The sequence below is a fragment of the Leifsonia sp. NCR5 genome, assembly GCF_002105485.1.
Lineage (GTDB): Bacteria > Actinomycetota > Actinomycetes > Actinomycetales > Microbacteriaceae > Leifsonia.
The window spans coordinates 1-13,808 of record NZ_NCSR01000026.1; the positions used below are offsets into that span (position 1 = coordinate 1).

Annotated in this window: 16 protein-coding genes and 1 tRNA gene; 12 read left to right on the forward strand and 5 right to left on the reverse strand. The window is 69.2% G+C overall.

Annotation, left to right across the window (positions count from 1 at the left end; translation table 11 throughout):
* Together B7438_RS17235 and B7438_RS17240 are read left to right on the forward strand one after the other, a co-directional pair.
* Window positions 1–430, forward strand: a 430-nt coding sequence (locus B7438_RS17235) for an iron ABC transporter ATP-binding protein (protein ID WP_085370918.1), incomplete at its 5' end; no start/stop codon positions are given.
* 57 nt (window positions 431–487) lie between these two features.
* Window positions 488–563, forward strand: a tRNA-Arg gene (locus B7438_RS17240).
* 61 nt (window positions 564–624) lie between these two features.
* Here B7438_RS17240 and msrA read toward each other — a convergent pair.
* The 3 genes from msrA to B7438_RS17255 all read right to left on the reverse strand — a co-directional run bounded on the left by msrA (window position 625) and on the right by B7438_RS17255 (window position 2,112).
* Entirely contained in the window at window positions 625–1,170 is a 546-nt protein-coding gene (msrA, locus tag B7438_RS17245) for a peptide-methionine (S)-S-oxide reductase MsrA (RefSeq protein WP_085370919.1), read from the reverse strand.
* Window positions 1,167–1,628, reverse strand: coding sequence for a peptide-methionine (R)-S-oxide reductase MsrB (gene msrB / locus B7438_RS17250; RefSeq protein ID WP_085370920.1), 462 nt, complete (start codon window positions 1,626–1,628; stop codon window positions 1,167–1,169). The genes msrA and msrB overlap by 4 nt, the downstream gene beginning before the upstream one ends.
* 115 nt (window positions 1,629–1,743) lie before the next feature.
* Entirely contained in the window at window positions 1,744–2,112 is a 369-nt protein-coding gene (locus B7438_RS17255; protein ID WP_085370921.1) for a VOC family protein, read from the reverse strand.
* Window positions 2,113–2,174: 62 nt separating this feature from the next.
* Here B7438_RS17255 and B7438_RS17260 point away from each other — a divergent pair, with 62 nt between their 5' ends.
* Both B7438_RS17260 and B7438_RS17265 read left to right on the forward strand, forming a co-directional pair.
* Window positions 2,175–2,678 carry a MarR family winged helix-turn-helix transcriptional regulator gene (locus B7438_RS17260; protein ID WP_085370922.1) on the forward strand — a complete coding sequence of 168 codons (504 nt, stop codon included), beginning with the start codon at window positions 2,175–2,177 and terminating at the stop codon, window positions 2,676–2,678.
* A 125-nt stretch (window positions 2,679–2,803) separates the two neighbouring features.
* Window positions 2,804–3,532: an alpha/beta fold hydrolase gene (locus tag B7438_RS17265; protein WP_085370923.1), complete on the forward strand. Its 729-nt coding sequence runs from the start codon at window positions 2,804–2,806 to the stop codon at window positions 3,530–3,532.
* A 30-nt stretch (window positions 3,533–3,562) separates the two neighbouring features.
* Here B7438_RS17265 and B7438_RS17270 read toward each other — a convergent pair whose 3' ends face one another.
* Complete coding sequence (locus B7438_RS17270; RefSeq protein ID WP_085370924.1) at window positions 3,563–4,765, reverse strand: mechanosensitive ion channel family protein; 1,203 nt, start codon at window positions 4,763–4,765, stop codon at window positions 3,563–3,565.
* A 91-nt stretch (window positions 4,766–4,856) separates the two neighbouring features.
* Here B7438_RS17270 and B7438_RS17275 point away from each other — a divergent pair, with 91 nt between their 5' ends.
* On the forward strand, window positions 4,857–5,852 hold the full coding sequence (locus B7438_RS17275; RefSeq protein ID WP_085370925.1) for an SDR family oxidoreductase: 996 nt from the start codon (window positions 4,857–4,859) through the stop codon (window positions 5,850–5,852).
* A 7-nt stretch (window positions 5,853–5,859) separates the two neighbouring features.
* Here B7438_RS17275 and B7438_RS17280 read toward each other — a convergent pair whose 3' ends face one another.
* On the reverse strand, window positions 5,860–6,249 hold the full coding sequence (locus B7438_RS17280; protein WP_085370926.1) for a RidA family protein: 390 nt from the start codon (window positions 6,247–6,249) through the stop codon (window positions 5,860–5,862).
* A gap of 135 nt (window positions 6,250–6,384) precedes the next feature.
* Here B7438_RS17280 and B7438_RS17285 point away from each other — a divergent pair, with 135 nt between their 5' ends.
* Genes B7438_RS17285 through B7438_RS17315 form a run of 7 tightly spaced genes read left to right on the forward strand, consistent with a single transcriptional unit; the run spans window position 6,385 to window position 13,797 of the window.
* Window positions 6,385–7,566: an ROK family transcriptional regulator gene (locus tag B7438_RS17285; RefSeq protein WP_085370927.1), complete on the forward strand. Its 1,182-nt coding sequence runs from the start codon at window positions 6,385–6,387 to the stop codon at window positions 7,564–7,566.
* Window positions 7,567–7,623: 57 nt separating this feature from the next.
* Window positions 7,624–8,961, forward strand: a complete 1,338-nt coding sequence (locus B7438_RS17290; protein ID WP_085370928.1) for an ABC transporter substrate-binding protein — start codon at window positions 7,624–7,626, stop codon at window positions 8,959–8,961.
* Window positions 8,962–8,963: 2 nt separating this feature from the next.
* Window positions 8,964–9,941: a carbohydrate ABC transporter permease gene (locus tag B7438_RS17295; RefSeq protein ID WP_085370929.1), complete on the forward strand. Its 978-nt coding sequence runs from the start codon at window positions 8,964–8,966 to the stop codon at window positions 9,939–9,941.
* On the forward strand, window positions 9,938–10,840 hold the full coding sequence (locus B7438_RS17300; RefSeq protein WP_085370930.1) for a carbohydrate ABC transporter permease: 903 nt from the start codon (window positions 9,938–9,940) through the stop codon (window positions 10,838–10,840). Before B7438_RS17295 ends, B7438_RS17300 begins: the two co-directional genes overlap by 4 nt.
* 2 nt (window positions 10,841–10,842) lie before the next feature.
* The gene (locus tag B7438_RS17305; RefSeq protein ID WP_085370931.1) at window positions 10,843–12,114 is read left to right on the forward strand and encodes a 6-phospho-beta-glucosidase; all 1,272 of its coding nucleotides are present in this window, start codon (window positions 10,843–10,845) and stop codon (window positions 12,112–12,114) included.
* Window positions 12,111–13,133, forward strand: a complete 1,023-nt coding sequence (locus B7438_RS17310; RefSeq protein WP_247597336.1) for an N-acetylglucosamine kinase — start codon at window positions 12,111–12,113, stop codon at window positions 13,131–13,133. The genes B7438_RS17305 and B7438_RS17310 overlap by 4 nt, the downstream gene beginning before the upstream one ends.
* A complete protein-coding gene (locus B7438_RS17315) occupies window positions 13,102–13,797 on the forward strand; it encodes a protein-L-isoaspartate(D-aspartate) O-methyltransferase (RefSeq protein ID WP_256922109.1) in 696 nt (231 codons plus the stop codon). Before B7438_RS17310 ends, B7438_RS17315 begins: the two co-directional genes overlap by 32 nt.
* Window positions 13,798–13,808 lie beyond the last annotated feature (11 nt).

The following is a 13,808-nucleotide window of genomic DNA, read 5'->3' on the forward strand; positions in this document are numbered from 1 at the left end:
GCCCACCCCCGTCACCCTCACCTGCGACCAGATCGTCACACCGGACCAGGCGTACGCATACAACCCCAACTTCGGCACGGACCCCGGCTACCAGCCCAAGGACGGCAGCCTGGAGAAGCAGGTCGCCGACTGGAAGGGCGTCACCTGCGCCTGGCTCAACCAGACCAGCGGCGACGTGATCGAGATCGCGGTCGCCCAGCCGCCGGCGAGCGCCCTCGAAGGCCTGAAGAACGCGGCGGTCACCGCAGCGACCCCGGTGCCCACCTACGGCGTTCCCCCGGAGGTCGAGGGATACTTCAAGCAGGAAACCCCTGGTCAGGTGCAGGTCTTCCGCGGCGCATACTGGATCGTCTCCGACTCCGCAGCCTTCTTCGAGCCGGGCGACGCAGCCCCCCTGATGGAATCGGTGCTCGCCAACCTGCCGAAGTAGCCCACACCGGACGTGCGAAAGGTGCGTCCCGCGGGATGCTAGCCTGGATGCACCCTGGCCCCCATAGCTCAGGGGATAGAGCGTCTGCCTCCGGAGCAGAAGGCCGTAGGTTCAAATCCTACTGGGGGCACCAGATACGACGAGAGGCCGCCCCAAACGGGACGGCCTCTCGTGTGTTTCCGGAACGGGTGCCGCTACGAAGCGACCTCCTCGCGGCGCGGGAGCTTCCAGCCGGGGCGCACGTAGTGGCAGGTGTAGCCCCACGGGATGCGCTCCAGGTAGTCCTGGTGCTCGGGCTCCGCCTCCCAGAACGGGCCGGCGGGCGACAGCTCGGTGACCACGGGGCCCGGCCAGAGTCCCGAGGCGTCGACGTCGGCGATGGTGTCCTCCGCCACGCGGCGCTGCTCGTCGGTCTCGTAGAAGATCGCGGAGCGGTAGCTGGTGCCCACGTCGTTGCCCTGGCGGTTCTTGGTCGACGGGTCGTGGATCTGGAAGAAGAACTCCAGCAGGTCGCGGTAGCTGACCTTCGACGGGTCGAAGACGATCTCGATCGCCTCGGCGTGGCTGCCGTGGTTGCGGTATGTGGCGTTCGGCACGTCGCCTCCTGTGTAGCCGACACGGGTGTCGAGCACGCCGGGGCGCTTGCGGATCAGGTCCTCCATGCCCCAGAAACAGCCACCGGCGAGGATGGCCTTCTCCGTGGCGGGAGTGGCGGGGGTGGTGGGTGTTGCGTCGGTCATCGGGTGACCTCCTCATTCTCGAACAGGTGACGATAGTCGCCGTAGCCCTCGGTGTCGAGGTCGGCGAGCGGGATGAAACGGAGGGCGGCGGAGTTGATGCAGTATCGCATCCCTCCCGCCTCGGCGGGGCCGTCGTCGAACAGGTGGCCGAGGTGGCTGTCCCCGTGGGCCGAACGGACCTCGGTGCGCACCATCCCGAACGTCCTGTCGCGCTTCTCGACGATGTTGGCCGGGTCGACGGGCACGGTGAAGCTCGGCCAGCCCGACCGGCTGTCGTACTTGTTCACCGAGGCGAACAGCGGCTCTCCGGAGACGATGTCGACGTAGAGACCCGCCTCCTTGTTGTCCCAGAACTCGTTACGGAACGCCGGCTCCGTGGCCTCGCGCTGCGTGACGGCGTACTGCTCGGGGGTCAGGCGGGAGACTGCATCCTGGGTCTTGCGGTAATCGTGTGACACGTGATCCTCCTCGACGGGATTCCGGCGCAGCTGGCTGCTGGGCCGTCAGTGGATAGAACACGGCGAGGCGGACGGTTGGTCCCGCTGAAACTGTGTGTTCCCTGGCAATGACCGATCAGGCGCGGTCGTGCAGGGTGACCTGGTAGCCGTCCGGGTCGGCGAAGGTGAAGGTGCGGCCGAACGGGCCGTCGATGGGCGCGGAGACGATCGTGCGGCCGTCTGCGACCAGGGCGTCGTGGATGTCCTGGACGTCGGTGGCGTGGAGCCAGAGCGCGACGCCGATGCCCGGCTGCGAGACGGACGCCAGGTCGGTGCCTTCCACGATGTCCCTGAGCGCGAACGCGATCGGCTTCGTGTCGAAGACGACGGCGTGCGGAGGGCCGGCCGGGGAGCGGACGAGCCCGAGGTACTGCTCGTAGAACGCCTGGGATGCGTCGAGGTCGCGCACCTGGATGGAGATGAAGTCTGGGCCGATGGCTGGCATGGTGTGTTCCTTCTTTTCGTGTCAGTTTTCTGACATGGCTGACTCTATGTCAGACTACTGACATGAGTCAAGACGGTGTCGGCGTCGACCTGGAGACGTCACTGGGCTATCTGCTGAAAGAGGCGTCGAGCGCGCTGCGATCCGCGATGGAGGACGTGCTTCGTCCCCTCGGGATGAGCGTGACGCACTACTCCTGCCTGGAACTGCTCGCGCAGCGGCCGGGACTGTCGAACTCCGAACTCGCCCGCGGCGCGTTCGTCACCAGGCAGACGATGAACGTGCTGCTCCAGTCCCTGGAACGCGACGGCGTCGTCACCCGGCCCGCCGAGGCGCCCGTCGGCAAGGCCCTCCCCGCGCGGCTCACGGCGCGCGGGCGGCGCGAGCTGGAGAAGGCGACGGCGGCCGTCCGCTCCGTCGAGCTCAGGATGCTGGGCGGCATGACGGCGACGGAGCAGGCTGACGCGTTCCGCAGCCTGCAGAGCATGATCGCCTCCCTGCGCGGCGGCGACGTGGAGGGCGACCCAGGGCCTGACCCAGAGCCTGACCAGGCGTCTCTCCCCCGCTGACGCCCCTTCCGCTCGTTCACCCGGCCGGTCTAGTCTGTGCACGTTCCATCACCACCACACCCACCGCTGAGCACGCGGTACCCCGATGGGAGCGGCCGCGGACCGGCACGAACGAAGGAACTTCCATGTCCGCGAAACCCACCATCGTCCTCGTCCACGGAGCCTGGGCAGACGCCTCCAGCTGGAACGCCGTCGCCGGTGCCCTGCAGCAGCAGGGCTTCGAGGTGCTCGCCCCCACCAACCTGCTCCGCAACCCCATCAGCGATTCGGCGTACGTCGCCTCGTTCGTCGCGCAGCGCACCAGCGGTCCCGTCGTGCTCGTCGGCCACTCGTACGGAGGCGCCGTGATCAGCGGGGCCGGGCTCGGCGGCGGGGACGTCAAGGCGCTCGTCTACGTGGACGCCTTCATCCCGGAGGAGGGCGAGACGGTGTTCTCGATCCTGGGCGGCTCCGGATCGGCGTTCGACGTTCCGGACCCGTCGACGGTGTTCGACGTCGCCGGCTACCCGGGAGCGCCGGAGGGCGACGCGGAGGCGTTCCTGAAGCCGGCGACCGTGCACACGGCGTTCGCGCAGGACCTCCCGGAGGCCGACCGGCTGCTCATCGCCGCCGGCCAGCGCCCGATCACGTTCGCGGCGAACACCACGCCGATGGGCGCCCCCGCCTGGCGCACCCTGCCCTCCTGGACGGTCATCGGCACGGAGGACAAGGTGATCCCGCCCGCGACGCAGCGCAGCATGGCGGAGCGGGCGGGCTCCACGATCACCGAGGTTGCGGCCTCGCACGTCTCGATGGTGTCGCATCCCCAGGCCGCGATCGACGCGATCCTGGCGGCAGTGGATGCGGTGAGCTGAGCAGCGAAGTCGCGCGGCGGGGCCGCGCCGTCACCGGGGGTCGGGCTCGTCGACCCCATCCGGTTCGTCGTCACGGACGATCGGGATGGACTCGGTGAACTGCGCGGCCCTCTGCTCACCCTCCGGGGTGCCGCTGAACAGGCCGGCCTCCTGCTGCGCCCTGGCGCGCGGAGGCGGCGTGAGCTGGTCGGGCGCCTCCACCATCTCCACCCGCGTGCGCGGGAGGGATGCGGTGCTGTACCGCTGCATCCAGTCGATCAGGCGTTCGCGCACCAGGCAGCGCAGGTCGAACAGGGTGGGGGCATCCCGTGCCGTCACCAACACGCGCACGCGCACCCAGCCGGAGACCGCATCCGTCACCTGCAGCACGCCGGTGCGGCCGTCCCAGAGGTCCGTCGAGGCGAGCACGCGGTTGAGCTCCGAGCGCATCCCTCCCGGCGAGACCCGCCAGTCGAGGTCGAACTCGACGGAGCCGAGCAGTTCGCTGTGCTGCCTCGTCCAGTTCTCGAACGGCTTGGTGGTGAAGTAGCTGGACGGAAGCACGAGGCGGCGGTCGTCCCAGATGTGCACGACCACGTAGGTGAGGGTGATCTCCTCGATCGTGCCCCACTGCTGTTCGACCACCACCACGTCGTCGATCCGGATGGCGTCGCTGAACGCCAGCTGGAGCCCGGCGAACAGATTGCCGAGCGTCGACTGGGCCGCGACACCGGCGATGATGCCGATGACACCGGCGGAGGCCAGGATGCTCGCGCCGGCCGCCTGCAGGGCGGGGAAGGTCAGCAGGATCGCGCCGAGGCCGATCACGACCGCCGCGACGATGGTCAGCCGCCGCACGATGAGCACCTGGGTGCGCACCTTGCGCGCGTAGCGGTTGTCCGGCACATCCAGCCGGTAGCGGGCGAGGCCGAGATCCTCCACATAGACGGCGAGGGCGGCTGCGAACCAGACGCCGGCGGCGATGGTGAGGATGAGGAAGGTGTGCTGGACGGCGTCACGCCATCCGGCCGGCACGTCCCGCGGCAGGGTGATGGCGACGGCGATCCAGAGCACGATCACCATCAGGAGGATCCGGAACGGGATGCGCGCCCGCGTGATCAGCAGGGCCGCCCACGCCCTGCGCCGCGCGATGGTGCGGAAGACGGCGCCGACGATGGCGGTGATCACGATGGCGGCCAGGACGGCCACCACGCAGGCGACGGCGAGACCTGGCCAGGAACGCAGGACGAACACGGGGGCTCCTTATCGGGGATCGGGTGTGCCCCGGAGTGTACGCGCGGGCTACGCTGATGCATCGGGGGAAGTCGACGACGAAGGAGTACGCATGGCAGCGACACGGTCACTTTTCATCGGCGGCACGGGGGTCATCAGCTCGGCCTGCGTCGCCAGATCTCTCGAGGCGGGACACGAGGTGACCGTCATCAATCGCGGCAATTCGAGCATCCGGCCGCTCCCGGACGGGGTGGAGGTGCTGCACGCGGACATCCGGGAGCCGGAGAGCGTGCACGCGGTGCTCGGCGAGCGCAGCTTCGACGTGGTGTCGGAGTTCCTGGCCTTCACGCCTGAGCACATCCAGACCGATTTCCGGCTGTTCGAGGGCCGGGTCGGGCAGTACGTGTTCATCAGCTCGGCCTCGGCGTACCAGACGCCGCCGTCCCGCCTTCCGGTGACGGAGTCGACACCCCTGCGCAACCCGTTCTGGCAGTACTCCCGCGACAAGATCGCCTGCGAGGACCTGCTCGTCGAGGCGTACCGCGAGCGGGCGTTCCCGATCACGATCGTGCGCCCGTCGCACACCTACGACCGCACGATGATCCCGACGAGCGGGCACTGGACCGACCTGGCCAGGATGCGCCGCGGCGCCCCCGTCGTGGTGCACGGCGACGGGTCGAGCCTCTGGACCATCACGCACAACACCGACTTCGCCGTCGCGTACGTCGGCCTGCTCGGTCGCCCGGAAGCGGTCGGAGAGGCGTTCCACATCACCTCGGACGAGGCGCCGACCTGGAACGAGATCTACTCCTACCTCGCGGAGGGCCTGGGGGTCGAGGCGGAGCTGGTGCACGTCGCCAGCGAGTCCATCGCGGCCGTGGTGCCGGAGCTCGGCCCCGGTCTGATCGGCGACAAGGCCAACTCGATGGTGTTCGACAACAGCAAGGTGAAGGCGCTCGTGCCCGAGTTCCGCGCGACGGTGCCGTTCGCGAAGGGTGCAGGCGAGATCGTCGAGTGGTTCCTCGCCGATCCGTCCCGTCAGCGTCTCGATCCGGACCTCGACACCGCGTTCGACCGGCTGGTTGAGCACGCGCGCGCCTTCGGGTAGAGCAGGATCAGTCGGGAACGGCGGCCACCGCTTCGATCTCGACGAGCGCGCCCGCGCGTGCCGGGGTGACGGAGAGCACTGTCACCGCTGTGCGGTGCGCTCCCCACACGGCGCCGGTGGCCGCGTACGCCTCGCCGGGGTCGACGCCCACCGCGAGATAGATGGTGAGCTTGGCCACGTACTCGGGGCCGCTGCCTGCCTCGGCGAGCACGGCGAGGACGTTCCGTAGCGCCTGCTCGGTCTGCGCCTGCAGGCCGTCGAGCAGTGCTCCCTCTGCGTCCGTGCCGTTCTGCCCGCCGACGTAGAGCGTGCGCCCCTGCTCCACGAGCATCCCCTGGGCGAACGCCGGACTGGCGTGCAGGCCCGGCGGGTCGACGGGCGTCGGTCGTGCGGTCATGGCGTGCTCCCCTCGTCGCGATACGTGCGTCCGATTGTGCCCGCATCCCCCGACATCGAAACAGCCTCTTTACTATTAAGAAACTTTCCTGATACATTCACCACGCACGATTGTTCCAACGAAGGGATGTGCGCGATGGCCACCAGACCAGTACCGGGAACCCCCTCCTGGCTCCGCGAGACCAATGACCGCACAGCCCTGTCCCTGCTGCTCGAGCACGGGGTGCTCACCCGCAACAGGATCGGCGAGCTCTCCGGCCTCTCCAAGCCGACTGCGGCCCAGATGGTCTCCCGGCTCGAAACCGCCGGGCTCATCCACGCGGTGGGCGAGGTGTCAGGTGGCCGCGGCCCGAACGCGGCCAGCTACGCCGTACGCACCGACCGGGTGCTCGGCGTCGCCGTCGACATCGACGCGACCACGATCCGCTCCACCGTCGTCGACGCGAGCGGCACGGAGCATCCCATCGCCGCCACTCCCCTGCGGGTGACCGATCCTGACCGCACGCCGGAGTCCGACGTGCGCGCCGCAATCGACGGCGCGTGCGAGGCGGCGGGCGTCGCGAGCGACAGGGTCAGCGCCGTCTGCGTCGGCGTGCAGGGCGCCCTCGACCCCCGCACCGACGAGCTCACGTTCATCGAAACGCTCCCCGGCTGGCCGATGCAGGGCATCACCGCGCACCTCGAAGACGCTCTCGGCATCTCCGTGCACATCGACAACGACGTCAACCTCGCCGCCATCGCCGAGCGCACGGACGGCGTCGGGCGTGACACCGGCGGCTTCGCGCTGCTCTGGATGGGAGACGGCCTCGGCCTCTCCGTCGACCAGGGCGGCTCTGTCCACCGGGGTGCGTCGGGAGGCGCTGGCGAGATCGGCTATCTGCCGATCCCCCGCAGCGCCGCCGAACTCGACCAGGACGCCCACGACCTGCAAGACCTGATCGGCGGCCCGACCGTCGCGCGTCTGGCCGAGCGCCACGGCATCCACGCCGCCGACTACACCGCCGCCGTCGAGGCCATCCCCGGCTCGCCGGCCCGGGATGCGCTGCTCGCCGAACTCGCGCCGCGCATCGCCGTCGGGGTCGTCCCCGTCCTCGCCCTGCTCGACCCGGAACTCGTCGTGCTCGGAGGGCCGACAGGACGCGCGGGCGGCGACAGGCTCGCCGAGCTCGTGAGCGCGGAGCTCCGCGCATCCTGGGGGTCGTCCGCCGTCGTCGCAACCGGCGTCCCCGCCCATCCCGTGCTCAGAGGCGCACGAGAGCACCTGCTCGCCGAGGTGCGCAACGCCCTCTTCGCCGAAGTCTCGAGGATCTCCGCGTAACACAGCACCACCCGTCCATTGCACGCATCACGAACTGGAATCAGTGAGGAACCACCCGTGAAACACCGTCAACGTCACATCATCGCCACCGTCGCGGTCGCCGCGGCGGCGGCTCTGACCCTCGCCGGATGCTCCGGCGGCGGCAGCAGCGCCTCCTTCGACGCGAGCACCCCGAAACAACTGTCCGGCACCGTCTCGTTCTGGCACTTCTTCTCCGACAGGGAGGCGAAGGTCATCCAGTCGGTGGTCGACGACTTCGAGAAGAAGAACCCGAAGGTCAAGGTCGAGGTGCACTCCGGCCAGGACGACGAGAAGCTGCAGAAGGCCATCGCCACCGGAAGCAAGGTGGACGTCGGGCTCTCGTACTCCACCGACATCGTCGGCAACTTCTGCTCCAACGGCGCGTTCCGCAGCCTCAACACGGTGATCAAGCGCGACGGGGTGGACATGAGCCAGTTCTCCCCCACCGTGAAGTCGTACACCGAGTTCAAGGGCACCCGCTGCGCGATGCCCATGCTGGCCGACGTCTACGGCCTCTACTACAACAAGGCACTGCTGTCCGCGGCCGGGTTCACCGCACCGCCCAAGACGCTGTCCGAGCTGGAGTCGATGGCGGAGAAGCTGACCACGTTCAACCCGGACGGCTCGATCAAGACCCTCGGGTTCAACCCGACGATGGGCTGGTACGAGAACGCGGCGGCGCACTACGGTCCAGCTGCAGGAGCCGAGTGGCTGAAGCCGGACGGAAAGAGCGCGATCTCGTCGAGCCAGGGCTGGACCGAGCTGATGGAGTGGCAGAAGGCCTACGTCGACAAGATCGGCTGGGACAAGCTGAACACGTACACCTCCGGCCTCGGCCAGGAGTTCTCCGCCGACAACGCGTTCCAGACCGGCCAGGTCGCCATGAACATGGACGGCGAGTACCGCACCGCCTTCATCGCCGACCAGGCGAAGAACCTCGACTACGGCACAGCGCCGTTCCCGACGGCGGACGACCACACCGAGCTGTACGGCGGCGGATACATGACAGGCAACATCATCGGCATCTCGAAGGGCTCCAAGAACCCGGAGCTCGCCTGGGCGCTGCTGAAGTACCTGACCACGGACACGGATGCCGTCGTCAAGCTCGCCAACGGGCTCAAGAACGTGCCGACCACCACGGACGCGCTGAACTCGCCGAAGCTCGAGGTCTCCGAGCAGTACAAGACCTTCCTCGACATCGCGTCCGACAAGAATGTCGCCACCACCCCGGCCAGCCCGCTCGGCGCCGGATACCAGCAGTCGTTCCAGGACTTCTGGAACAAGTACCAGAGCCAGGGCGGAGACCTGCAGGCAGGGCTCACGAACGTCGACAAGCAGATCGACGACGCGCTCGCGCTGACGACCGGTCCGTAACGATGACGACAACGGCACTCCGGGAGGGGCGGGCGGCACGCGTCCGCCCCTCGCGGGCCCGCACCAAGCGGAAGCTCGTCACGCTGGCGCTGCTCGCGCCGGCCCTGCTCGGCCTCGCGATCTTCTTCGTGTACCCGCTGATCGCATCCGTCTACTACTCGTTCACCCGGTTCGACCTCGTGTCGTCACCGCAGTGGATCGGCCTGCGCAACTACCAGTACCTGTTCACCCAGGACCCGAACGTCTGGCAGGCCACCCTCAACACGCTCTGGTTCGTCGTGATCTGGGTGCCGGTGAAGGTGGCGTTCGCGCTGCTGATCGCCGGGCTGCTCGCCCGGGCGAAGCGCGCATCCGGATTCTGGCGGACGCTGTTCTACCTGCCGGCGCTCGTGCCGCCGGTGGCGAGCGTCGTGGCGTTCGTGTTCCTGTTCAACCCGGGAACGGGACCGGTGAACCAGGTGCTCAAGTTCTTCGGCATCCAGGGACCGCTCTGGTTCAACGACCCCGCGTGGTCGAAGCCGTCGCTCGTGCTCCTCGGCGTGTGGGTGATGGGCGACATCATGATCATCTTCCTCGCCGCCCTGCTCGACGTCTCCAAGGAGCAGTACGAAGCAGCATCCCTCGACGGCGCGAACGGCGTGCAGAAGGTGCGATACGTCACGCTGCCGAGCATCGCCCCCGTGCTGCTGTTCTCGGTGGTCACCGGTGTGATCGCGGCCATCCAGTACTTCACGGAGGCGGCCGTCGCCTCCGGGGTCGCCTCCGGCAAAGCGGTGATCGGCGAGGGCATCAGCAACAACCTCGGCTATCCGGACGGCTCGCTGCTGACGTACACGCAGTGGCTCTACGTGCGCGGCTTCGGCACATACCAGCTCGGATACGCGTCCGCGCTCGCCGTGCTGCTGTTCGTCGTCGCCGCCGTCATCCTCATCCTCCTGCTGCGCCGCTTCAAGGCGTTCACCCCGGAAGGCGCACAATGACCTCCGCAACCCTGACCAAGCCACAGGCTCCCCCCGCCCAGCGGCAGGGACGCATCCCGACCCCGCGGTCGCTCCGCAGCAGGCGCGTGCTGGCCTGGATCGCCGAGCACATCGTGCTCGTCGCGCTCGGCATCCTGTTCGCCGCACCGATCGTGTTCGTGTTCCTCACGTCGCTGATGTCGAGCGAGCAGACGCTGACCGCGTCGCTCTGGCCGCAGCCGTTCCAGTGGGACAACTACGTGAAGGTGTTCACGACCGTGCCGCTGCTGCAGTGGTTCGGCAACTCGGCGCTGTACGCGATCCTCGCCACGGCCTTCATGCTCGTGTCGAGCGTCCCGGCCGCGTACGCGCTCGCCAAGATCAAGTTCCGCGGCTCCGGTGCGCTGTTCACGGTGATCATCATCGCGATGCTGCTCCCCCCGCAGGTCACGGCCATCCCGATCTACGTGATGTGGTCGCAGCTCAACCTGACCGGCACGCTCTGGCCGTTGATCCTGCCGAACCTGCTCGGCGACGCGTTCTCGATCTTCCTGCTCCGGCAGTTCTTCCTCACCATCCCGAGCGAGTACGCCGACGCGGCGAGGATCGACGGCAACGGCGAGTTCGGCGTGCTCTGGCGCGTGGTGCTTCCGATGGCGAAGCCGGGCATCGCCGCGACAGCGATCTTCATGTTCTTCAACTCGTGGAACGACTACTACGGCCCGCTGCTCTACACGTCGGAGAACCCGGCCGCGTGGCCGGTGGCATACGGGCTGGCGTCGTTCCGCGGGGTGCACGGCACCGACTGGGGACTCACGATGGCGATGACGATGCTCGTCACGATCCCCGTCGTCCTCATCTTCTTCTTCGCCCAACGCGTCTTCGTCGAGGGCATCACACTCACAGGCGTGAAGGGATAGCAGTGAAACTCGCAGTCGTCGGTGGAGGCTCCACCTACACCCCCGAACTCATCGACGGATTCGCCAGGATGCGCGACCTCCTCCCCATCGAGGAGCTGTGGCTCGTCGACACCGACCCTGACCGCCTGCGGCTGGTCGGCGGGATGAGCGAACGGATGTTCCGCGCCGCGGGCCACACCGGCCGCATCGTGCCGACGAGCGACCTCGTCGCCGGGGTCTCCGATGCGGACGCCGTGCTGATCCAGTTGCGCGTCGGAGGCCAGAACGCCCGGCACGGAGACGAGACCTTCCCGCACGAGTGCGGCTGCATCGGGCAGGAGACGACCGGTCCCGGCGGCTTCGCGAAGGCCCTCCGCACGGTGCCGGTGGTGCTGCGCGTCGCCGACGTCGTGCGCGCGCACGCCAAGCCGGACGCCTGGATCGTCGACTTCACCAACCCGGTCGGCATCGTCACCCGCGCCCTGCTGCAGGAGGGTCACCGCGCCGTCGGGCTCTGCAACGTGGCCATCGGCTTCCAGCGGCGCTTCGCGAACCTGCTCGGCGTCGACCACACGCAGGTGACGCTCGGTCACGTCGGGCTGAACCACCTCACCTGGGAGCGCGCGGCATACGTGACGGACGAAGCCGGGACGAGGGATGCGCTCCCCGCCCTCCTCTCCACGCACCTGGCCGAGCTGTCCGAGGAGATCGAACTCCCCGCATCCCTCATCCGGATGCTCGGGAACGTCCCCAGCTACTACCTCCGCTACTACTACGCGCACGACGAGGTGCTGCGCGAACAGCTCGGCTCCCCCACCCGCGCCGAGGCCGTGCAGGAGGTCGAGCGCGCACTGCTCGCGCTCTACGCCGACCCGGCCGTCGACACCAAGCCGGACCAGCTGGCGAAGCGCGGAGGCGCCTTCTACTCGGAGGCGGCCGTCGACCTGATCGCCTCGCTCACGAGCGACCGCGGCGACACCCAGGTGGTCAACCTGCGCAACGACGGCTCCCTGCCGTTCCTGCCGGACGACCACGTGATCGAGGTGCCGGCCACGGTCGGCGCGAACGGGGTGACCGCGCTGCCGATCGAGCCGCTGCCGGACGACATCCGCGGGCTCGTCTCGCATGTCGCCGGCTACGAGCGGCTGGCACTGGACGCCGCGGTGCACGGAGGACGCGAGCGGGTGGTGCGGGCGATGCTCGCGCATCCCCTCGTCGGGCAGTACGAGAAGGCGGAGAAGCTCACCGACCTGCTCATCGCCGGGAACAGGGACCACCTCTCGTGGGCGAAGTGAGCGACGCGCGGCCGATCGCCATCGCGGTCGACGGCGGAGGGTCGAAAACGGACGCCGTGGCCATCGACCTCGACGGAACCGTGATCGCCAGCGCGCGCAGCACCACCTCCAGCCCGCACATCATCGGGATGGCGGAGGCGGCCGCGCTGGTCGACGGCCTGATCGAGGAACTGCTCGCGCAGACCGGGCAGCGGCAGATCGCCGCGGCCAACATCTATCTGTCCGGGCTCGACCTGCCGGCGGAGGTCGCCGCGTTCCGCGACGGGATCGCCGGGTACGCCTGGGCGGACGCGGTGGTCGACAACGACCTGTTCGCGCTGCTGCGCGCGGGCACGAGCGAACCGGATGCGGTGGCCGTGGTCTGCGGCACCGGCATCAACTGCGTCGGCGTGCGCGGAGACGGCCGCGTTGTGCGCTACCCGTCGCTCGGGATCATGTCCGGAGACTGGGGAGGCGGCTGGCACCTCGGCGAGCAGGCGCTCTGGCACGCGGCGCGCGCGGTGGACGGGCGAGGGCCTGCGACGAGGCTCGTCACGGACATCCCTGCGGTCTACGGGCTGGACAGCGTCACCGACGTGATCGAGGCGCTGCACTTCCAGCGCATCCCGAACAGCGACCTCTCCCGGATCGCGCCGTCGGTGTTCGACGCCGCGCGGGCTGGGGATGCGGTGGCAGGCTCGCTCGTCGACCGGCAGGCGGAGGAGATCGTGGTGTTCGCCGCGACGACGCTCCGGCGGCTGGAACTGCTCGACCGGCCGGTGCCGGTGGTGCTCGGCGGCGGCGTGATCGGCGCCCGGGATGCGCGGCTGCTGTCCGCGATCGAGACCGGGCTCTCCGAGACCGCGCCGCTCGCGCGCATCCGGCTGGTGACGGCGGCGCCGATCCTCGGGGCGGGGCTGCTCGCCCTCGAAGCCGCAGGGGCGGACGCCGCGGCGCTCGCGAAGGCGCGCGAACAGCTGGCGTCGCGTCAGGCGGCGGCCGGACTGCCTGTCGCGGCCGCTCCCGCGGTGGTTCAATAGCGGTACGAACACCGAATTCGCCGACGAACGCAGGCGGATGGTCGAGCAGCAGCTCGTCCCCCGCGGGATCGAGGACCAGCGGGTCCTCGACGCGATGCGGCGTGTGCCACGGCACCTGTTCGTGCCGGACGAGCAGGCGCGATACGCATACGACGACCATCCCCTGCCGATCGGAGACGGACAGACCATCTCGCAGCCGTACATCGTGGCGCTCATGCTGGAAGCAGCGCGGATCGGTCCGGAGGACGCCGTGCTCGACATCGGGACGGGCTCCGGGTACGCGGCGGCCGTCGCGGCGGAGCTCGGGCACCGCGTGGTCAGCGTCGAACGGCATCCCGATCTCGCGGTCACCGCGGCGGCGACCCTCGAAGCTCTGGGCTATCGGGTGAACGTGGTCACGGGCGACGGCACGCTCGGCTGGCCGGAGGGTGCTCCGTACGACGTGATCGTCGCGGCGGCGACCGGCCCGGATGTGCCGCGGGCGTGGGTCGACCAGCTCGCGCGGGGCGGCAGGATCGTGATGCCGATCGGGCGAGCGGGCGGGGCGCAGCACCTCGCGGCGTTCACGCGGGCCGACGACGGCGGGCTCGTGTCGACGAACCTGGGCGCCGTGGCGTTCGTGCCGCTGGTCGGCGAGGCGGGGTGGGGGCCGGACGGCGGGTGACGGCTCGGGCC